This is a genomic window from Terriglobia bacterium, assembly GCA_020073205.1.
Taxonomy (GTDB): domain Bacteria; phylum Acidobacteriota; class Polarisedimenticolia; order Polarisedimenticolales; family JAIQFR01; genus JAIQFR01.
Genome location: JAIQFR010000077.1, coordinates 1 through 21,144, shown reverse-complemented (window position 1 = coordinate 21,144; position 21,144 = coordinate 1). Strand labels below are relative to the sequence as shown.

Sequence of the window (21,144 nt, the reverse complement as noted above, 5' to 3'; positions counted from 1 at the left end):
GGACGCGGAAGGGTTCGCGATCGTCGCGGGGGCTCCCGCGAAGCCCGGCTGCGTCGGGCCGCCCCTGGCCGATCTCGACGTGGCCCCGCTCGTGCTGGCGCTCGCCGGCTTCCCCCGAAGCCTCGAGATGCCGGGGCGCCTTCCTGCCGCTTGCCTCGATCTTCCGCGCGACCTCCCGCGCCCCGTACCGACGTTCGGCCGGCGCGCCCTCTCCGGCCGCTCGGCCACGAGCGACTACGACCCGGAGATGGTGGAGCGGCTGCGATCGCTGGGGTATCTGAGGTAGCGGGACCGCTGGTATCATCCGCCGTTCGAGGGAGGATCTCCTTGCTGCCCGTCTACACCCTCACGATCCTGGTGAGCGCGGCGCTCCTCTTCCTCGTCGAGCCGATGATCGGAAGGATGATCCTTCCGCGTTTCGGTGGAAGCTCCTCGGTCTGGATCGCCTGCCTCCTGTTCTTCCAGACGGTTCTCCTCGCGGGCTACGGCTACGCTCACGTGCTCGGCCGCCGCCTCGCTCCCCGGGCGCAGGTCATCGTGCACGGGATCGTGCTCCTCCTGCCGGTGGCGGTGCTGCCGCTCGGCCTTCCCGGCGGACCCGGACCTCGGGCGCTCTCGCCGGCGCTCCTCGTGCTCGCGCTCCTCGCGGTCTCGGTGGGACCGGCGTTCTTCGTGCTCTCCACCTCGGGGCCGCTGCTCCAGCGCTGGTTCGCCTCGACCACGCACCCCGCGGCGGGGGATCCGTACTTCCTCTACGCCGCGGGGAACGCCGGCAGCCTGGCGGCGCTCCTCTGCTATCCGCTGCTGGTGGAGCCGGCCTTGGGACTGCGGTCGCAGAGCCGGCTCTTCTCGGCGGGTTATCTGCTGTTCGTCGCGCTGGCGGGGGTCTGTGGCGTGTCGCTCTTGAGGTCGCGCGCCGCCCCGCCCGAGGCGCGGTCGCAGTCGGTCGAGGACGCCCGACCCCTCACGGCGGCCCGGCGCCTCCTCTGGGTCCTGCTCGCGTTCGCCCCGTCGAGCGTGCTCCTGGCCGCCACCCAGTACATGACCACGGACGTCGCGGCCGTCCCGCTGCTCTGGGTGGTCCCGCTCGCGCTGTACCTGCTCACGTTCATCCTCGCCTTCTCCCCGCGCGTCCTCATCCCGCGCCGCGCGGCCGGCTATGCGCTCGGCGCCCTGACCGTCGCGCTGGCCGCCGGGATACGGTTCAACTTCCTGGACGTCCCCCTTCCGCTGCTGCTCGTGGGGCACCTCGCCGCGGTACTCCTCGCGGGTCTCGTATGCCACGCCGGCCTCGCCGAGAGCCGGCCGACCACGGACCACCTCACCGAGTTCTATCTCCTCGTCGGGCTGGGAGGCGCTCTCGGCGGGGTCTTCAACGCGCTGATCGCGCCGCTCCTCTTCGATTCGATCGCCGAGTACCCGCTGGCCCTCATCCTCGCCTGCGCGCTCCGGCCCGCGCCCGCGTCGGCCGGCGGGGCGGGGGAGCGGCGAGGGCGTCTCGCCGGGGCCGTTCTCGACCTGGCCACTCTCGGCTCGCTGGCCGTCGTGGCCGTCGGCCTCGAGGCGGCGGTCCCGTCCCTTAGGGCGGCACTGCGGTTCGCGATCGTCGCCGTCCCCTGCCTCGCGCTGATCGCCGTGCCCCGGCGGATGGCCCTCGGCCTCGTCGCGCTGATGCTCCCGGCCTGGTTCCAGCTGAACCCCGGCGCCGCGCTGCTGCACGCGGCCCGGACGTTCTACGGCGTTCACCGCGTGCTGATGATCCAGCCGCCGCCGATCCGCACGAGGGACGCCGCGGGCCAGGTCCGGTCGTTCGAGATGAAGCCGTACCATCTGCTCCAGCACGGGACGACCGGGCACGGGATCCAGTACCCCGACCCGGAGCTCGCGTCGATCCCCACCGCCTACTACCACCGCAGCGGGCCGATCGGACAGGTGTTCGCCGCGTTCGACGGCGGCGGCCGACTGGACCGCGCCGCGATGATCGGACTGGGCGCGGGCACCCTCGCCGCCTATGGCCGGCCCGGCCGCCGGTTCACCTTCATCGAGATCGATCCCGAGGTCGTGAGGATCGCGCGGGACCCCGCCCTGTTCACCTATCTCAGGGACTCGAAGGCGGAGGTCGACGTGGTCGTGGGCGACGGGCGAACGGAGATCGCCCGCCTGCCGGACGGGTCGCAGGGCCTCGTGGTGGTGGACGCGTTCAGCTCCGACTCGATCCCCGTCCACATGATCACGCGGGAGGCGATCGAGCTTTACATGACGAAGCTCCGTCCCGACGGCCTCCTCGCGCTGCACCTGACCAACGAGTACCTGGACCTCACCGCCGTCATCGACAGCATCGCCTTGGATCTGCGGCTCTCCGGCCTCGCCCAGGACGATGGCCGCGCGACGACCGAGGAGCAGCTCGAGCGCAAGATGCCGTCCACCTGGGCCGTGCTCGCGCGGGACGTCGACGCGCTGGGGCCCCTCGCCGCCGACCCCCGCTGGGAGCGGCTGCCTCGGCGGCCGAACGCGCCGCCCGATCCCGCCTACCTGTGGACCGACGAGTTCTCGAACCTGGTGGGCGTGCTGCGGCGCCATCACCCGAGCGGCTGAAGGCCGGCGCACGCCGGCGCGCGATCGCGCTCCGAACTTGGGTACACTGGGGTGCCTCGGAGCCCCCAGGGCGCAAGGGAGATGACATCGCACGAAGTCGTCTCGCGACGACGATGCCCAAGGACCGCGGGCCCGCGCGGCCTCACCTCGCCGCGGTAGGGGAGGTGCTGCGCATCGTCCCGCGGCTCGCGCTGGCGGCGACGCTCGCACTCCCGGGCTGCGTCGCGCGGCCGCCCCGAGCGTCGGGCCTCGCCGGCTCGTCTCCCGAAGCCTGGGCACGCGCGCTGCGCGAGCACGGGATCGAGCCGAACGAGGTCGTGAACCCGGTCGCCTGGACTCCCGAGATGCGCGACGCCGCGGATCGCCTGGCGGGGCAGGGGTCGGTCCACCAGAGGCTCAAGGCGCTCCAGGACGGCCTCTTCGACCTCTCGCGCTTTCCGTTCCGGTACCAGTCGCGGGGGACCTACACCGCCATCGAGGCGTTCGAGGAGCGGAAGGGGAACTGCCTATCGTTCACCTGCCTCTTCATCGCCCTGGCCCGGTCGATCGGGCTCGACGCGCGCGCCGCCGAGCCGGCGTTCGAGGGGCGGAGCGAGCGTGACGGCGACCTCGTGGTGGTCAACACGCACGTGGTCGCGGCGTACGGAGCCGGCGACGCGCTGACGATCTTCGACTTCGACCGCACCCGCGAGCGCCGCGTGGTCGGCGCGCGGATGCTCGGCGACCTCCACCTCGCGGCGCTCTACTCGAGCAACCTCGGCGTCGACGACCTCCGGGCGGGGAGGTACGACGTCGCGATCCGCAGGTTCGAGACCGCGGTCCGCCTCTCGCCGCGCTTCCTCGCCGCGTGGGGGAACCTCGGGGTGGCCTTGCGCCGCGCCGGAGACCCGGACGGAGCGCTCCGCGCGTACCAGGAGGCTCTCGGGATCGAGCCTCACGATCCGGCCGTCCTCGGCAACCTCGCGGCGCTCTACCGCATGGACGGGCGGGAGCGCGAGGCGCGGGACGCGCTGGCGGTCGCGGACGTCGGCAGCGCGTCCCCGTATCTTCTGGTCGTGCTCGGGGACCTGGAGCGCGCGCGGGGCCGGCCCGGCCCGGCGCTCAAGCTCTACCGCCGCGCGCACCGGGAGGCGCGGACGCTGGCCGATCCTCTCATCGGCATCGCCGAGACCGAGCTCGAGCGAGGGCGGCTCGGCGCGGCGCGCTCGGCCGCGCGGAAGGCGCTGGCGATCGATCCCTCGAGCGCGGACGCCGCGGACGTCCTGAGGAGGATCGAGGGCCGAGGGAGCGCGGCGCCGTGAAGCTCCTCCCGACCCCGTTCCGGGCCAGGCTGGCGGCGGCGGTCCTCGTCGCCGGGGCCGCGTTCGTGGTCTACCTGCCCGGCCTTCCCGGGGAGTTCGTCTACGACGACGACCGTCTCATCGTGCAGAACGACGGGCTCAGGCGGCCGTTCGATCCGGGACGCGCGCTGCTGCGCGATTACTACGCCTCGGACTTCGACCGTGGAGGGCTCGGCTACTACCGGCCGCTGGCGACCCTGTCCGTCGAGCTCGACTACCGGCGGGGCGGCGGCGCCCCTCTCCCGTTCCACCTGACGAACGCCGCGGTGCACGCGGTCGCCTCGGTGCTGGTCCTCCTGCTCGGCCTGTCGCTGTTCGGGGGCGCCCTCGGCGTGTCGGCCGCGGGGGCGCTCCTGTTCGCCGTCCACCCGGCGCACGCGGAGTCGGTCGCGTTCATCTCGGGGCGCGTGGATCCCCTCATGGCGGTTTTCGCGCTCGGAGCGATCCTCCTCCATCTGGCGGGCGCGCGTGCGACGCGACCCTGGCCCTGGCGGGCGGCGGCGGGGCTCGCCTGGCTCGCGGCGCTGCTGTCGAAGGAGATGGCCGCGACGGTCCCCATCCTCGTGCTCCTGCTCGAGAGCGCGCGGGACGGCTGGCCCGACAGGCGGGGGCTCGCCGATCGCGCCGCGAGGTACGCGCCGTACCTGGTCGTCGCGGCGCTGTACGCGGCGATGCGCCGCATCGCCCTGGGAGGGCTCCTCGGACCGCCCGCGAGCGGCGCGGCGGCCGCTTCCCTCCTCCGCCCCTTCGTGGTGCTCGGCAGCTACCTGGCGTGGCTCGTCGCCCCGCCCTTTGCCCTCCACCTCGAGCCCTCGCCGGTCGGAGGACTCGCGGCGGCGGCGGCGGTCGTCGCGGTCCTGGCGGCGGTCTTGGGCGCCTTCGTGCTCTGGCGCCGCACGCTGAGGATCGAGGCGGCGCTCCTCCTCGGATGCCTCGTGTCGCTCCTGCCGGTCGCGCAGCTCCGGCCGATCGAGACCGCGCTCTCCGAGCGGTTCCTGTACCTGCCGTCCGCGGGAGCCGTCCTGCTGCTCGCGGCGCTCGCGCTCGGGCGCGAGGGGCGGACCCGGCGGGCGGTCGGCGTCGCGCTTCTCGCCGTGCTCGCGGTCTACGACGCGGGGGTGCTGCTCTACCGTGTGCCGCTGTGGCGAAGCGGCCTCGCCCTCTGGAGCGCGAAGGCCGCGGAGGAGCCGTCCTCGCTGAAAGCTCAGCTCAACCTCGCGCACGTCTACGCCCGCCTCGGGCGCCGGTCGGACGCGCTGGCGTCGTACGCGCGGGCCAAGGCCCTCGGCATCGATCCCGCGCTGGTCGACGGCGACATGGCGAGCGTGCTGGGAGCGGAGACGCCGGAGGAGCGGATCGAGACGATCCGCCGCACGATCGAGCGCTCGCCCGGCGATGGCTCGCTCCGGAGCAACCTCGGCTTCCTCCTCCTCGAGCGCGGGGACGTCGCCGCCGCCGCGGAAGCGTTTGCGGCCGCCGTGAAGCTGACCCCCGCCCGGGCGGAGGCTTGGCTCGGCCTCGCGATGAGCAGGATCCGCTCCAAGGACATCGAGGGCGGGGAATCGGCGGCCCGGCGCGCCGCCGAGCTGAATCCGGATCTCGGCCTCGCGCGGGCGTTGACGGCGGAGTGCGAGCTCAGGCTCGGCCGCCCGTGCGAGGCGCTCCGCCTGGCGCGCGACGTCGTCCTGGACGACGCCTCCGAGGCGGCCGGCCTCGAGCGCGTGCGAAAGGCGGCAGAGGCCGCGTGCGGCGCTCCGCACTGATTCTGTACGGTGTCATCAAGTATCCCGGGGCGCGTGGTTGCAGGACGCGCGAGTTCGACGTACATTCGGGACGTCAATTAGGACAAATTTGGTACGCTAATCTGGCAACTGCGCGGATTCGAGATACAGTAACTCGTCGAGCCTCTGGAGGGTCCTCACCGTGACCGCCGATACGATCGCGATTCCCGACCGGCCGCGCCGGAACCCCGACTGCGCCTACCGCGTCATCGCGGAGGATGGGGGCCTCGTGGTCCTGCCGGGGCGTAGCGAGGTCAAGGTGCTCAATCCGGTGGGGGTGAAGGTCTACTCCCTCCTGGACGGCAAGAACACGGTCGAGGACATCGTCGCCGCGGTCACGCTCGAGTTCGAAGTTCCGGCGGAGACCGCCCGGAAGGACGTCCAGGAGTTCCTCGGCGAGCTGGCCGCGCAAGGGATGCTGGGCGAGTAGCGTCCGGCTTTCCGGGGAGGCTCGCGCGATGGCCGAGGCGACGGGGAAGAATCCCTACACCCGCTTGGTCGAGAAGGCGTTCGCGGAAGCGATTCCGTTGAGCGCGCAGTTCGAGATCACTTATCGGTGCAACCACCTCTGCACCTTCTGCTACAACTCGCCCACCGGCGCGCGGGAGCTGACCACCCCCCAGATCTTCGAAGCGCTCCGGAAGGTCTCCGAGTTCGGGGTCCTCTACCTGACCCTGACCGGGGGAGAGCCGCTCTGCCACAGGGACTTCTTCGCGATCGCCGGCGAGGCGCGCCGGCTGGGGATGGCGCTCAGGATCTATTCCAACGGGTACCTGATGGCGGATCCCGAGGTCGCCCGGAAGATCGCCGCGCTCAAGCCCATGGAGGTCGAGATCTCGCTGCACGGATCCCGTCCGGAGATCCACGAGGCGCTCACCAAGATCAAGGGCTCGTTCGAGAAGACCGTCCGGGGGATCCGCAATCTCAGAGAGTCGGGGATCAAGGTCCCGCTCAAGTGCCCGATCACCCGGCTGAACCAGGACGACCTGTTCCCCGTACGGGACCTGGCCGACGAGCTGGGCTGCCACCTGACCTTCGACGCGGTCATCACGCCGAAGGACGACGGGAACCTCGATCCGCTCGCCCTACGTCCGGGCGAGGAATTCCTCAGCAAGTACTGGGGCGAGTGGTACCTGGAGCTGCACCACGGAAAGCTCCCGCCCAAGTCGAACCACTGCGCTTCGGATGCGGCCGAGGCGGTCTGCGGCAGCGGCCGCTCAGGGTTCACGCTCGATCCGTACGGGAACATCTTCCCCTGCGTGGCGTTCCGGCGCAGGGTCGCCAATATCCTGGAGATCGACAGCCTGGAGCAGATCTGGAAGACCTCACCGGTCCTCACCGGGGTCCGCGATCTGGCGATCCAGGCCCGGAGCCGCCTCGACCAGCACGAGAACGGCCCGTATTTCACCTTCTGCATGGGCGTGGCAGAGACCCAGGTGGGGAGTCCCTTGGCCATGTATCCACAGGCCGAGATCAACGCCAAGGCCGTGCGGCGGTCGTACGAGCTTCTGCAAGTCGGCGAGGCCGCCGCGAGAAAAATTCCTTGAAAAGGTGGCAGGGGCACCGTATAAGTAAGCTTGCGCTGGGCGATCTGGCGCGGAAATGTAGCTAAGTACTGAGTCCACTGGGGTTTGACACTAGGTCAGGGGGAGGCGAATGAAAAAGACGTACGAGCGTCCCGCGATCGTCCACACGGAGAAGCTGGAAGCCCGGGCTGTGTCTTGCACGAAGGCCAATGAGTCGTGCCAGGCGGGCCCGATCCAAAGCTAAGGGGGACTTCCCAGGGAACCGCCGCGGGACCCGGTGACGGTTCCCCGAAGGGTGCGATGAGAGTTCCCAGAAGGATCGCCTTCTGGGTCTTGTTGCTGGTGACGGCCTCCGGACGGGGAGTGGGTGCCTCGTCCGAAACTGTTGTCAACCCGATCGGGGAACCGCGGGATGCCGCGGGGTTCACCTTCCGGGTTTCGACACCGGCGGTCTCGCTGGCTGAAGACTCGGAAGGGCATTGCGCCATACAGATCGAGGGCTTCGGGGCGCTCCAAAGGCGCCCCGAAGCACCAGATCTTCCCCAGAAAATCGTTCGGGTCGCTATCCCGGAAGGGGCGGAGCCTCGCCTCGAGGTCGTCCTCGAGTCGGAGGACGTCCGTCCCGGGTTGCGCCCCCGACCCTTCTCGAGCACCCTCGTGGACTTGCCGGTCCCCGGCGCGGAGCCTCGGCTCACCGAGGTCCGGCGGGAGTCGGCAGCTCTCTATGAGGGTAAGGGCACGTTCCCTGCCGAGGTGGCGTGGCTCGGCGACGTCGGCGTCTTCCGCGACCAGCGGTACGTCGAGGTCCACCTCTCCCCGGTCCGATTCGATCGCGACCTCCCCGGGCTGAGGATCGCCCGGTCGTTCCGGGTCTCGGTCCGATTCGAAGGCGACCGGGGTGTCCGGACCCCGCGAGAGGCCGGCTCCAGGATGGAGACGGTCTATCGGAACTCCTTCGTCAACTACGAGCAGGGCGCGGCGTTCAGGGTCGCGGCGCCGGCAGGTCCCGCCACGCGAGCGGCGGCCGCTCCCGCGGCGCCGGACACGACGCCGCGCTACCGGATCAAGGTCCGCAGCAACGGCGTGGTCCGGCTCGACTACGCGAGGCTGGCGGCGACCGGCTTCCTGGCCTACGCGATCTCGTCCTGGAAGCTCACGAGCAACGGGGTCGAGGTTCCGCTCGAGGTCCACGACCCGAACGGGAACGACCTGCTGGACAACGTCCCCGCGCAGCCGGAATGGGTGCAGTTCTACGGGCAAGCTCTCGACTTCGAACCCAAGACGGTCCTGAACCAGGACCTCGGCGGGCCGACGCTCAACCTGTACGAGCTCTCGGACGTCACCGACGAGAACGCGTACTTCCTCACGGTCGAGCCGGGCGCCCGGGCGCGCATGGCGGACGTTCCCTCGGCGCCGCTCGGCGCGACCCCCGCGACGGACTTCCTGGCGGTCTCCCACCAGGAGACCGACAACATCTGGATTCCGCTCGGGGGGAACGACCCGTGGCTGTGGAAGCCGTTCCTCACGGCGCCCGCCACGAGGATCGACCCGGTCCCTCTCCCGGGGCTCGCGTCCGGGACCCTCCCCGCGGAGGTCACGGTTCGCGTCCGCGGCTGGAGCGACTCGTCGACGGTGAACCCGGACCACCACAGCCGGATCACGCTCCAGTACGACGCGACGGCGGGACACGACCTGGCGTCGAGCGACGACCTCGGGACGTTCGACGGGCGCATGAACTACACCCACGACTTCACGTGGACGTACCCGGGATCCGGCCCGCAGCTCCAGGACCCCGCGTATGTCAAGACCGAGGCGGTCACGGTCAGCGGCGCGACGAACACGATGCTCCTGGATTGGATCGAGATCCGGTACCACCGAGCGTTCGCGGCCTCAGGGGACGCCCTGACGTTCGATTACCCGAACGGCGACGCGGAGTTCCAGATCGCGGGCTTCTCGAGCGGCCCCACGAGCCCGCCGTCGGTGTACGAGATCACCGCCCATGTGGGCGGGACGGGCATCGTGGGTCCCGTCAGGCTGACCGGCGCGACCGTGACCGGCATCGGCCCCTACGCGGTCCGCTTCCACGTGGCTCAGGATCCGTCGATCCCCGCCGGGACGCCGCGGCGCTTCGTCGTGGCCGGATCCTCGGGGGTCTCGGTCCCCGCGGACGCCGACTTCCAGGCGGACGTCGTGTCCGACCTCCGCGACACGACGACCCAGGCCGACATGATCGTGATCTCGCGCCCCGACGTCCTCGGGGCGCAGGCATCCCCGAAGCTCGCCCAGCTCTTGAGCCTGCGCCTCGCGCAGCAGGGGATCACGTCGAAGGTCGTGATGCTCGAGGACGTAGAGGACGAGTTCAACAACGGTCTGTACGGTCCCTCCGCGATCCGGAGCTTCCTGAGCTGGGTGATGTCCACGGCTCCGGGAGAGGGATGGTCGGCCCCCACGCCGTTCTACGTCCTCCTGATCGGCGACGGCTCCTACGACCCCAAGCACCTCGACCCGCTGAACCCGGTGAGCGACTACGTGCCGACCGTGACGATCCTCAAGACCGATGCCCAGCTGAGCTACCTCGCGAGCGACAACGCGCTCGCGGCCGTGGTGGGCACCGATCACCTCGCCGATCTCCTGGTCGGGAGGATCCCGGCGCGCTCGGACGCCGAGGCGTACGCGGCCCTCTCGAAGATCTACGGGTACGAGACCGCGACCCCTTCGGGGAACTGGACGCGCCACGCGCTCTTCGTGTCGGACCGCGGGCACCTGGTGGGCGGCGTGATCGACCCCTCCGACGGCATCGACTTCGAGGCCACCAACTCCGAGTCGATCGCCACGATCCCGTCGCCACCGTACAACTACGGTAACCTCAGGTACTGGAGCGACTACTGCAATTCGACCTCCTGCCAGAAGCAGAAGATGATCAACGACATCCAGGCGGCGGTGAACGGGCAAAGCACCTTCCCGGACGGCGCCGCGGTCATGCAGTACGTCGGCCACGGCAACTACAACATCTGGTCCGACGACGCGATCTTCGACGAGGGCTTCAACCGGCTCGACGTGTCGAGCCTCACGAACTCCTCGGCCCTCCCGTGGCTCGTCGCGCTGAACTGCCTGACCGGCGGGTTCCACACGACCATGGTCAACTCGCTGGGCGAAGATTGGCTGAAGGCCGCCGGCGCGGGGGCGATCGCGGTGTCGGGCCCCGCCGGCCTGATGTTCTTCGGCTCCTACCATGCGGTCGCCGACGTGGTCTGGAGCGACCTGTTCGGGAGCCACATGTTCCGGACGGTGGACGTGCCGGAGTTGGACACGCTGTCCATGCTCTGCGGAAACCTCGACTACGAGGGGTGCCAGGGATGGGTGTACCTGGGCGATCCGGCGCAGCGCCTCGCGCTGAAGTCCGTCGCCCCTCCGACCGCGGTGACCGCCACGGCGGGAAACGCGGTGGTCAATCTCTCGTGGCACGCCAGCGCGAGCCCCGGGACGATCACCTACGACGTCTGGCGCGCCGCGAACGCGCCCTCGAGCTACACGAGGGTCGCGACCGGGGTCCAGGGGACGTCGTACGCCGACCCGGCCACCAACGCGGTGCCGTACTACTACTATCTGGTCGCGGTGGACTCGGAGTCGTTCCGGAGCCGGTGGTCGAACTTCAACACGGACTGCGCCACCTTCGGGCCGGACTGCGTGCAGGCGACGCCGCTCAACCCGAACCCGCCCGCGGCGCCGACGGGACTCACGGTCACCGACCCCGCGACGAGCAGCGTCCTGAACCTGAGCTGGAACGCGAACGGCGAGTCCGACCTCAAGAACTACACGATCGACTACGGGACCGCGCCCGGGAGCTACGCGTTCCAGGTGAACGCGGGCAAGGGGACCACGTACCGGCTCGCCGGGCTCCAGAACAACGTGCCGTACTACATCGTGCTCACCGCGACGAACACGTCGAACCGGACCTCGGGCTTCTCCCAGCCGGAGCAGGTGGGGGTCCCGACCTACGTTCGCGGGGTGCGGTCGCCGGGGTTCATCGACACGCTCCACGTGGACAAGTCGGTCTCCGGCACGGACGCGGTCGTGTCGTGGACCGCGGTCACGACCGACATCTACGGCAAGGCCACCACGATCGCCCGCTACGAGGTGTACCGAGGCCTCACCCCGGACTTCACCCTCGCCACGGCGACGCTGATCGGGACGCCCACCGGCACGACCTTCCCGGACTCCCAGGCGCTCACCCCGGGGAAGCCGACGTACTACTACGGCGTGCGCGCGATCGACACGTCCGGCAATCCCGGGGGCCTCGACAACCAGCTCCCGAACGGGATCGACGTCCTCCGCGCGATGCTCTCGTCGGGGCACGTCGTCCTCTCCTGGCCGGCCGTGACCACGACCTTCGATCCGCCGGCCTGGCCGACCCGGATCGACCACTACGAGGTGTACGCCGCGGACCACCCGTTCGGCCGCGCGGACATCCGGAACGGGACGATCACGAAGATCGCCTCGCCGACCGGCACCTCGGTGGACGTCGGCGCCCCGACCTCGACCCAGTACTACTCGGTCCTCTCCGTGGATTCGAAGGGCAACCTCAGCTCCTTCTGACCGCCGATCCTCGCTAGAATGGGGGACCTTGAAGCCGAGGTCCGTTTGGGCGAGTCTCGCGCTCCCGAAGCCTCAGACGAACGGCTCGTCGCCGCAGCGCGCGACGGCGACGTCCGCGCTTTCGAGACGCTCCTTGACCGCCACCAGGGAAAGGTGCTGCGCGTCCTCCGGCTGATGGGGGTCCCGTCGAGGGACCGGGAGGACGTGGCCCAGGAGGTGTTCATCCGGGTGTTCCGACACCTCGACGGGTTCAAGGCCGGGCATCCCTTCGCCGGCTGGCTCTACCGGGTCACGGTCAACGCGTCGTACGACTACCACTTGAGGACCGGCCGTCAGGCCCGGGACGAGGTCCCGTGGAGCGACGGGGTGGGGGAGCGCGCCGCCCACGACGGCCCGGGGCCCGAGCGGGAGGCGGAGGGCCGGAGCCTGAGGGACCGTCTCGAGGTCGCGCTCGCCGCGCTGAGCGAGCGCGAGCGCGCCGTGTTCGTCCTCAAGGAGCTGGAGGGACAGGAGACGCCGGACGTCGCGCGCGCCCTGGGGATCACGCGCATCACGGTGAGGCGGCATCTCGGGCGGGCGAGAGTCAGGCTGAGGACGCTCCTCGGGTCCGCCGAGCGAGGCCGGCGCCCGTAGCGGCCCGCGGAGACCCGATGGCGCGCGATCCCTCGAACGACTCCGCCGCCCTCGCGCGGGAGCGCCGGCTCGCGGCCGTCGTCGCGGCGGCCCTCCTCCTCGGCACGCTGGCGCTCTACGCGCCGGTGGCCGGGTTCGGCTTCGTTCGCTACGACGACCACGACTACGTCGCGTCCTATCCGCGGATCTCGACCGGCCTTTCGTGGGCGAACGCGGCCTGGGCGCTGACCGCTTTCCACGTGGGCAACTGGCACCCTTTGACCTTGATCGCCCACATGGCGGACGTGTCGCTCTTCGGCCTTGCGCCCGGCGCGCACCACGCCGTCAACGCCGGGCTCCACGCGCTGAACGCCGTCCTCGTCTTCCTGCTCCTGTGGCGCCCGACGCGCCGCGTCGCTCCCGCCGCGCTCGCGGCGGCGCTCTTCGCCGCGCACCCGCTCCAAGTGGAGTCGGTGGCCTGGATCTCCCAGCTCAAGTCCGTGCTGAGCCTGGCGCTCCTGCTCCTCTCGCTCCTCGCCTACGAGGCCTTCGCGCGGCGAGGCGGATGGGGCCGCTACCTGGGCTCGCTCGCCCTGTGCCTGGGCGCGCTCTCGGCCAAGCCGACGGCGGTCGTGGCGCCGGCCCTCCTCGTGGTGCTGGATGTCTGGCCCCTCGGGCGCGCCACGGTCCGCCGGCTCGTCGAGAAGATCCCGTTCGTCGCGGCGGCGGCCGCCGCTGCGCTCGTGACCGTGATCGCGCAGGAGCACGAGGGCGCTCTCGGCACGCTCCAGTCGCACCCCTGGCCCGTCCGCCTCGCGGACGCGGTCTTCGCCTACGCCTGGTACCCCGCGAGGATCTTCTGGCCTCGCGACCTTTCGCTCTTCTACCCGACGGACCTCGGCCCCGCGGCCCTGGCAAAGGTCGCCTCCGCGGCGGCGCTCCTCCTCGCGGTGCTCGGGGCGGCGATCCTCCTCGCGAGGCGGGGACCCTACGTCGGCGCCGGCGCGGCCTGGTACGGCATCGCCCTCCTCCCCGCGTGCGGCCTTGTGCCGTTCGGCACCCAGATCGTGGCCGACCGCTATGCGTACCTCCCGTCGATCGGGTTGTTCGCCGCTCTGGCTTGGGCCGTGAGCGACGGGACCGCGACGCGCTCCCCCTGGGTCCGCCGCGCGGCGGCGATCCTCTGCGGCGCGACGGTCCTCGCCCTCGCCCTCGCGACCCGCGCGCAGCTCGGGGTCTGGCGAGACTCCGAGACCCTCCTGTCGCGCGGCGTCGAGCGGGCGCCGGACAACGTCCACGCGCGGATCAACTACGGCCTGTGGCTCGCGGAGGAGGGGCGGCTCGGCGAGGCGCTCCCACACCTCGAGCGCGCCGTCGCGATCGCGCCTCGGTTCGCGACCGCGCGGCTGGATCTCGGCTTCGCGCTGGCGCGTGCGGGAAGGCTCGAGGAGGCCCGCGAGCAGTACGAAGCAGCGTGGCGTCTCGAGCCGCGAAACGCCACTCTCGCCGCGGAGCTCGGGCGCGTCCTCGCGCGCCTCGGCTTGCGCGACGAGGCGGAGGCGAAGCTCCGCGAGTCGATCCGCCTCGACCCGCGTCTCGAAGCGGGACACCTCCTCCTCGGCACCGTGCTCTACGACGAGGGGCGCTTCGAGGAAGCCGAAGCGCATCTCGAGACCGCGGCGGCTCTCGCTCCCGGCGATCCCCTCGCGAAGGCCGCGCTCGGGGCGAACCTCGCGGCGCTCGGGCGAGTTGCGGAAGCCGTTCGCGTCCTCCGCGAGGCGGCGGTCCCCGGCCCCTCGGGCGACCGCGCACGTCTCGAACTCGGGAAGCTCCTGGGGAGCGCGGCCGCCGCCGCGCCTCCCGGCCGGCCTTGAGCGCACGGTCGCCGGTGGCGGATTGACCGTTGGCGGACTCGCGGCGTACGCTCGCTCGGACGGTCTCCGGGTGGTCGTTTCGAACACCCCAGGGGCCGCGGGGAGCGATTTGAGCGTCGAAGAAGGTGGGAACGCGATCCGCGCGGATGCGGATGAGCGCGTGGCAACCCAGGACGCTCCGGGCGGCCATGCCACCACGCTCATGTGGGCGGCGATGCTCGTCATCCTCGCGCTCGCCGTGTTCTGGCCGGCGACGAGGTGCCAGTTTCTGTACCTCGACGACGGGCTGTACGTAGTTTTCAACCCCCACGTGAAGCAGGGCCTGAGCCGTGGCGGTCTCGTCTGGGCATTCAACGTGGGGTACACGGGGAACTGGCATCCCGTGACCTGGCTCTCGCACATGCTCGACGTGGAGTTGTTCGGACTCGATCCGGGTAGCCACCACAGGACCAGCCTGCTCCTGCACGCCGCGAACGGGATTCTCCTCTTCCTCCTGCTCCAGGCCCTGCTGGTTCGGGCCCCGCCGCCCGGCGTGTCGCGACCGCGCTCCCTCGCCGCGGTGGCCGCCATCGCCACCGCGATCTTCCTCGTTCATCCCCTGCGGATCGAGTCCGTGGCCTGGGTGGCCGAGCGAAAAGACGTGTTGGCGGGTTTCTTTTGGCTCGCCGCCACCCTCGCGTACGCGCGATTCGCAGAGAGGTGGACGGCCAAGCGGTACGTCCTCGTCTCCGCCCTGCTGGCGCTGGGCCTGATGGCCAAGCCGATGCTCGTCAGCTTGCCGGTCGTCTTCCTTCTCCTCGATTTCTGGCCGCTCGATCGCTCGGCGACGGCCCCGAGACGCCTGATCGTCGAGAAGCTCCCTTGGATCGGGCTTGCCGCCGCATCGGTCATCATCACTCTTGTCGCGCAACGCGGAGCGATCAGCTCCATGACGGTCGTTTCCGTCGGAGCGCGGGTGGCGAACGCCCTCGTCTCCTACGTGGCGTACGTCCGCGCGCTCCTGTGGCCGTCGGGGCTCTGCGTCTTCTATCCGTTCCGCGAGGAGGGATGGCCCGCCGTGCAGGTCTTGGGCGCCGGGGTCCTGCTCGTGACGGCGACCACGCTGGCGTGTCTCGGCTCCCGCCGGCATGGGTGGCTCGCCACGGGATGGTTCTGGTACCTGGTCACGCTGGTTCCGGTGATCGGCCTGGTTCAGGTGGGCGGGCAGGCGCGAGCCGATCGCTACACCTACATCCCCCACATCGGTCTGCTGATCGTCGTCATGTGGGGAGCGCTCCGAGTCGCCCACGCCATCCCGCGCGGCAGGTCGGTGCTGTCCGCCCTCGCCCTCGCGGCGATCGTCGCGCTGTCGTGCGTCACCGTCCGTGACCTACGCTACTGGCACGACAGTGTCTCCCTGTTCGACCGGGCCGTCGCGGTGACCGAGGACAACTACTTCGCCCACTTCCTTCTCGGCCTGGAGTACGCACACCAGGGGAGGTTCGAGGAAGCGGAGTGGCACACGCGTGTGACCCTGCGGATCCGGCCGGCGTATTTCCCCGCGTACGATCACCTGGGATACTGCCTTGCTTCACAAGGACGACTCGAGGAGGCCATCGTCGAGATCCGCCGCGGAATCGCCCTCCGGCCCGATCAAGGGTGGGCCCACTTCACCCTGGGATCGGTTCTCCTCCGCGCGAATCGAATCCCGGAGGCGGTCCCATCCCTGGAACGGGCCGTCGAGCTCGATCCCACGATCGCACCCGCGTGGGTCGACCTCGGGCAGGCCTACGAGAAGACCGGGCAAACGGGGCGCGCCGAACCGGCTTACAGGCGCGCCCTGGGGGAAGACCCGGATCAGTACGAAGGGCGATTGGACCTGGGGATCTTGCTCGTCAAGTCGGGCCGGTACGATCAGGCGGAAACCCAGCTTGGCGCGGCAGCGGAGCTGCGGCCCGACAGCCCGGCGCCCCACCTCTGGCTGGCTGCGCTCTCGCTGCAGCGCGGTGATCTGATCCGCGCGCGCGACGAGTACCTGGCGCTCCTGCCCCTCGACGCGGAGATGGCAAAGGCCGTCCTCAAGGACATCGAGGGCTACCACACCGTCCCGCCCCATTGACGTCTTCACGGTGGACGCGAGATTGTTGGTTGGCGAGAGTTGCTGGTCACCCGCGTTCCGGATTCGAGGTCTCATCAGTAGGCTCGAATCAAGTCGTGGCGCCGGCTGTTCCCGACTGCGGGGGTGATCCACCACCGGTCGTACAGCTCTTTCCAGGTCTCGGGAGGCGTTTCACGCATCGGGAATAGCCGCTGTGCCAGGTCCTTGCCCCAGCTCCAGGGGGCGCCGGTCAATCCGCGCAGCATTCCGGCGTCGGAACGGATTGCATGTCCGCCACTGGACGCACGGTGATCTCCGCCTGGCCGCCATCAGACGTCCCACAATCACACGTCCACCATATAGCCGTTCGCGTCCTCCGCGAGGCGGCGGTCCCCGGCCCCTCGGGCGACCGCGCACGTCTCGAACTGGGCAAGATCGAGGGCGCCGGCCGGAAGCCAGTCGTGAGCGATGCGGGACATTAAGCAACGAATCGTATTGTCAAATCGTTACTTGTGTACTAATTTGACATCATGACTGCGCCGACCCGACTCAAGGCGCGCTTCCTGGGAGCGCGTATAGAAGCCAAGGCGAAGAGCCCTCTGGGGCGCCTGATCGTGCTGACCGGTGCGAGGCAAACCGGCAAGACCACCCTCGTACAGCGCACTTTCCCGGGAATCCCTTACCTTTCGATGGAAGACCCGGCGGTGCGCCCGGCCTTCAGCCGGCTCTCGGCACGGGACTGGATCGAGCGGTACCCCGTCGCCATCATCGACGAAGTCCAAAAGGCTCCCTCGATCGTGGAATCCATCAAGGCCGCCTATGACGCGAGCGAGAGTGTCCGCTACCTTCTCCTCGGCTCGAGCCAGATCCTGCTCCTCTCGCGGATACGCGAGAGCCTCGCGGGCCGTGTCGCGATCGAGGAGCTGTGGCCCCTCACGCTGCCCGAGATGGCGACCTCCTCGTGGAGTGATCCCCTGGCCCCGTCGCGTCTCGTGAACTGGCTCGACGGCGGCGCCGGCGATACCCTTTCGCTCCTCGGCGTCCCCGCTTTAGACGGAGCTTTCGCGAAGCACGCGGAGGCGTTCGAGACGTACCTGCGATACGGCGGGATGCCGGCGGTTTGGAAAGGCGATCTGCCGGCCGAGGATCGGGATTCGTGGCTCCGGGACTATCGCCGCACGTACCTCGAGCGCGACGTGGCGGACCTCGCCTCGCTGCGCGACCTGGAGCCGTTCGTCGTCGCGCAGAAGGCGATCGCGCTCTCCACCGGGCGCCTGGTGAACTTCAACGACCTCGCGCGGGCGGTCTCGATCAGCCCCGCCACGGCCCGGCGCTTCCTGCGCTACCTGGAGCTGAGCTACCAGGCGGTGCTGGTGCCCCCTTACTTCCGGAACCCTCACAAGCGACTGACGAAGATGCCCAAGGTCCACATCCTCGACCCCGGCGTGCTCCGCGGGATCACGGGACGAACGGGCGAGCCGAGCGGCGAGGAGTTCGAGTCCGCCGTCGTCGCCGAGATCTTCAAGCAATGCCGCACCGCCGGGCTCCGTGCGGACTTCCTTCACCTGCGGACCCACGTCGGGCGCGAGGTGGACCTCCTCGTCGAGACCGAGAAGGGCTTCATCGCGTTCGAGATCAAGCAGTCGCGCCACGTGGCCGATGCCGACGCACGAGGGTTGCGGGGCCTCGAGGAGATCCTCGACCGCCCGCTTCTCGGCTCGTTCTTGCTCTCCATGGATCCCGAAGTCCGACCGCTCGCGGGCGGCGTCCTCGCGATGCCTGCGGCCTGGGCGCTCTCGCCTCCCTCGGCCGCCTGACCGACCCCGCTCATGCTGCCGCTCTACCTCCTCGCGACGCTCCTCTCGGCGCTGCTGCTGTTCACGGTCGAGCCGATGGTGGCGAAGATGCTGCTGCCGCTCCTCGGCGGGAGCCCCGCGGTCTGGAACACCTGCATGCTGTTCTACCAGGCGGTCCTGCTGGCGGGGTACGCTTACGCGCACCTCCTCTCGCGCCGCCTCGCGACGAGGACCCAGGCGGCGGTCCACGCGGCGGTGCTGGCGCTCCCGATCCTGCTGCTGCCGCTCGGCCTGCCGCGTGGCGCCGCGCCCCCGGGCGGGGGATCGCCGATCCCCTGGACGCTCGGCACGCTGCTCCTCGCCGCGGGCGCGCCGTTCTTCGTGCTGTCCACGACCGGGCCGCTCCTCCAGCGCTGGTTCGCGGCGAGCGGGCACGGGCGCGCCCGCGATCCGTACTTCCTCTACGCCGCGAGCAACGCGGGGAGCCTCGTCGGGCTCCTCCTCTACCCGCTGGCCCTCGAGCCGCTCCTCCCCCTCAGGACCCCACGCGGGGAAGCCGTGATCCCGAGCTTCCTCCCGCTGTCGCAGAGCACCCTGTGGTCGCTGGGCTACATCGCGTTCACCCTCGCGGCCGTCGCTTGCGCCCTCGCCGCGGCCCGCCGCGCGAGAGCCGCGGGCGCGACATCGCTCGACGCGGAGGCGGAGGGAGGCTCAGGGCCGGCGCCGGCGTGGCGGACGCGGCTCCTGTGGGTGGCGCTCGCCCTGGTGCCGTCGAGCGCGCTGCTCGGCACCACGCAGTACGTGACCTCCGACATCGCGGCGATCCCGCTCCTCTGGGTCGTCCCGCTCGCCCTCTACCTGCTCACGTTCGTGCTGGCGTTCTCCCCGCGATGGCGCTTCCCGGCCCGCCACTCCGGAACGGTCCTCGCCGTGCTCGCGACCCTGGTGGCGGCGAGCCTCCTCGCCTCCGTCCGCGCGCGCGGCTGGCTCCTGCTCCCGCTCCACCTCGCGACGCTCTTCGCGGTGGGGCTGACCTGCCACCGCCGGCTGGCGGAGGAGCGCCCCCACGCGGGCCGCCTCACCGAGTTCTATCTCCTGGTGGCCGTGGGCGGCGCGCTGGGAGGCGTCTTCAACGCTCTCCTTGCCCCGGTGATGTTCCGGAGCGTCGCGGAGTACCCGATCGCCCTCGTCGCCGCGTGCCTCCTGCGCCCGCGCTGGGTCGACGAGGCCTCGAAATCCCCGACCGTGCGATCCCGCGCCCTCGATGCCGCCGTCCCGCTGGCGTTCGCGGGCCTCCTGTTCGTTCTCCGGCTCCTCCACGCGGCGCCGGGAACCGACGACACGTGGGGGGTGCTCGCGGTGCGGGCCGGAGGCCCCGCCCTCCTCGCCCTCGCGCTCGTCGGCTGGCGGCTCCGCTTCGCTCTCGCGCTCGCGGTCCTCCTGGTCGGCGGCTGGGTGGAGAACACCGCGCCGGCCACGAGCCTCCACCGCGAGCGGACCTTCTTCGGCATCCACCGGGTCGCGACGTCGGAGGGGCTCCCGTTCAAGCTGGTGGACTCCGACGGGCACGAGACGTTCCGGCAGGTGACGTTCCATTTGCTCATCCATGGAGCGACGCGCCACGGATCGCAGGCTCTCGATTCGGACCTTCGCGCGATCCCGACCACGTACTACCACCCGACCGGGCCGATCGGACAGGTGTTCTCCGAGGTCCTCGCCGAGGCGCCGCCGCGGGAGATCGGGCTCGTGGGCCTCGGCGCAGGAACGCTCGCGGCGTACGGCCGCCCCGGTCAGCGATTCACGTACTTCGAGATCGACCCGGCGGTGATCAGGATCGCGCGCGACCCTCGCTTCTTCACGTACATCGCGGACTCGAAGGCGGCGGTCCTGACGATCCCGGGGGACGGCCGCCTCTCGCTCGCGAGGGAGCCCGACGGGAAGTTCGGCCTGATCGTGCTCGACGCGTTCAGCTCGGACGCGATCCCCGTGCACCTCCTGACCCGCGAGGCGGTCGGCCTCTACTTCCGGAAGCTCGCTCCGGACGGGATCCTCGCGATCCACCTGACGAACACCTACATGAGATTGGAGCCTGTGGTCGGTGCCGTCGCGTCGAGCCTCGGCCTCGAGGCACGGGTGCAGCGAGATGCGGTGGTGCCGCCGAAGGACGCCTTCGAGGGAAAGGACGGCTCGATCTGGGCGGTCGTGGCTCGCGACCCCGCCCGGATCGAGGCGCTGGTGCGCGATCCCCGGTGGCTCGTTCCGCCGGCCGACCCGCGGTACCTGTGGACCGACGATTACTCCAACGTCCTCGGCGTGCTGAGGCTTCAGAAGCTGAAATAGACCCCAAAGCCCGCCCAGGATGCCCCCACGACCGAGAAAAGCCCGAAAGTTCGCATCCCCCTTGAACGCGCCGCACCCCCCGGCGGTAGTAATCAGCGGAAGGATGCCGGCTCCAATGATCCGCACTCGAGAAATCTGCCACCCGGATCGGGACGCCAGGGTAGAAAAATCAGCGATGACCGGCCCGTTCGCGAGTAGAATGTGCCCGAACCGTCCGACCGCGAGCACGGGGGCAATGTCGAAAGCGGCATCCAAGCCGAGCCGGTCCGTGAAGGATCGGAGTTCGATGTCCATAGGATCGATCGTGACGACTCTCTAACGTCTACTTAACCCGCCGCATCAGGGGCAGGGGGGGTTCATTCCTTGGCGCTTCCGTCGGCCTCCGCAACCTGCGAGGAGGTCAGAAGGACGTGGTGTCCACGGGCCGGGGGGAGCGCGGGGAGGGATGCTCGGGCTGCGTCACCGGGTGTGGCAACTGACCTCGGAGGAGGAGAAAAGGGATGAGTAAGAGAACGTTCGTAGGGGTGATGGTCGTCGCTCTCGCCGTGGTGGTCATGGCAAGCGGCCTCCTCGCCTCCAACATGGGGTTCAAGCTGAACTACCAGAT

At 70.3% G+C, this 21,144-nt stretch carries 13 protein-coding genes; 12 read left to right on the top strand and 1 reads right to left on the bottom strand.

Going from position 1 to position 21,144, the window contains the following annotated elements; translation table 11 throughout:
• The 10 genes from LAO51_14810 to LAO51_14765 form a co-directional block, all read left to right on the top strand.
• Positions 1-286, top strand: a 286-nt coding sequence (locus LAO51_14810) for a hypothetical protein (GenBank protein ID MBZ5640015.1), incomplete at its 5' end; no start/stop codon positions are given.
• A 41-nt stretch (positions 287-327) separates the two neighbouring features.
• The gene (locus tag LAO51_14805; protein ID MBZ5640014.1) at positions 328-2,595 is read left to right on the top strand and encodes a fused MFS/spermidine synthase; all 2,268 of its coding nucleotides are present in this window, start codon (positions 328-330) and stop codon (positions 2,593-2,595) included.
• A gap of 113 nt (positions 2,596-2,708) precedes the next feature.
• Complete coding sequence (locus LAO51_14800; protein MBZ5640013.1) at positions 2,709-3,896, top strand: tetratricopeptide repeat protein; 1,188 nt, start codon at positions 2,709-2,711, stop codon at positions 3,894-3,896.
• Positions 3,893-5,698 carry a tetratricopeptide repeat protein gene (locus LAO51_14795; GenBank protein ID MBZ5640012.1) on the top strand — a complete coding sequence of 602 codons (1,806 nt, stop codon included), beginning with the start codon at positions 3,893-3,895 and terminating at the stop codon, positions 5,696-5,698. Before LAO51_14800 ends, LAO51_14795 begins: the two co-directional genes overlap by 4 nt.
• A 160-nt stretch (positions 5,699-5,858) precedes the next feature.
• Positions 5,859-6,146, top strand: a complete 288-nt coding sequence (locus LAO51_14790; GenBank protein MBZ5640011.1) for a PqqD family protein — start codon at positions 5,859-5,861, stop codon at positions 6,144-6,146.
• A 28-nt stretch (positions 6,147-6,174) separates the two neighbouring features.
• Positions 6,175-7,263, top strand: coding sequence for a radical SAM protein (locus tag LAO51_14785; protein MBZ5640010.1), 1,089 nt, complete (start codon positions 6,175-6,177; stop codon positions 7,261-7,263).
• Between the two features lie 279 nt (positions 7,264-7,542).
• Positions 7,543-11,838: a hypothetical protein gene (locus LAO51_14780; protein MBZ5640009.1), complete on the top strand. Its 4,296-nt coding sequence runs from the start codon at positions 7,543-7,545 to the stop codon at positions 11,836-11,838.
• Positions 11,839-11,883: 45 nt separating this feature from the next.
• Positions 11,884-12,471, top strand: a complete 588-nt coding sequence (locus LAO51_14775) for a sigma-70 family RNA polymerase sigma factor (GenBank protein ID MBZ5640008.1) — start codon at positions 11,884-11,886, stop codon at positions 12,469-12,471.
• A 17-nt stretch (positions 12,472-12,488) separates the two neighbouring features.
• Positions 12,489-14,324 carry a tetratricopeptide repeat protein gene (locus tag LAO51_14770; GenBank protein MBZ5640007.1) on the top strand — a complete coding sequence of 612 codons (1,836 nt, stop codon included), beginning with the start codon at positions 12,489-12,491 and terminating at the stop codon, positions 14,322-14,324.
• Positions 14,325-14,484: 160 nt separating this feature from the next.
• Entirely contained in the window at positions 14,485-16,422 is a 1,938-nt protein-coding gene (locus LAO51_14765; GenBank protein MBZ5640006.1) for a tetratricopeptide repeat protein, read from the top strand.
• Positions 16,423-16,496: 74 nt separating this feature from the next.
• Here the strand turns inward: LAO51_14765 and LAO51_14760 are convergent, their stop codons facing one another.
• Entirely contained in the window at positions 16,497-16,667 is a 171-nt protein-coding gene (locus LAO51_14760; protein ID MBZ5640005.1) for a hypothetical protein, read from the bottom strand.
• Positions 16,668-16,931: 264 nt separating this feature from the next.
• Here LAO51_14760 and LAO51_14755 point away from each other — a divergent pair, with 264 nt between their 5' ends.
• Together LAO51_14755 and LAO51_14750 are read left to right on the top strand one after the other, a co-directional pair.
• Positions 16,932-18,218: an ATP-binding protein gene (locus tag LAO51_14755; GenBank protein MBZ5640004.1), complete on the top strand. Its 1,287-nt coding sequence runs from the start codon at positions 16,932-16,934 to the stop codon at positions 18,216-18,218.
• A gap of 12 nt (positions 18,219-18,230) precedes the next feature.
• Complete coding sequence (locus LAO51_14750; GenBank protein ID MBZ5640003.1) at positions 18,231-20,537, top strand: fused MFS/spermidine synthase; 2,307 nt, start codon at positions 18,231-18,233, stop codon at positions 20,535-20,537.
• The last annotated feature ends 607 nt before the right edge of the window (positions 20,538-21,144 follow it).

What these genes read in the sequence shown, in the direction of transcription:
- LAO51_14800 (MBZ5640013.1), top strand. Translation starts at nt 2,709, where the DNA reads ATGCCCAAGGACCGCGGGCCCGCGCGGCCTCACCTCGCCGCGGTAGGG.
- LAO51_14785 (MBZ5640010.1), top strand. Translation starts at nt 6,175, where the DNA reads ATGGCCGAGGCGACGGGGAAGAATCCCTACACCCGCTTGGTCGAGAAG.
- LAO51_14780 (MBZ5640009.1), top strand. Translation starts at nt 7,543, where the DNA reads ATGAGAGTTCCCAGAAGGATCGCCTTCTGGGTCTTGTTGCTGGTGACG.
- LAO51_14770 (MBZ5640007.1), top strand. Translation starts at nt 12,489, where the DNA reads ATGGCGCGCGATCCCTCGAACGACTCCGCCGCCCTCGCGCGGGAGCGC.
- LAO51_14760 (MBZ5640005.1), bottom strand. Translation starts at nt 16,667, where the DNA reads ATGCTGCGCGGATTGACCGGCGCCCCCTGGAGCTGGGGCAAGGACCTG.
- LAO51_14755 (MBZ5640004.1), top strand. Translation starts at nt 16,932, where the DNA reads ATGACTGCGCCGACCCGACTCAAGGCGCGCTTCCTGGGAGCGCGTATA.
- LAO51_14750 (MBZ5640003.1), top strand. Translation starts at nt 18,231, where the DNA reads ATGCTGCCGCTCTACCTCCTCGCGACGCTCCTCTCGGCGCTGCTGCTG.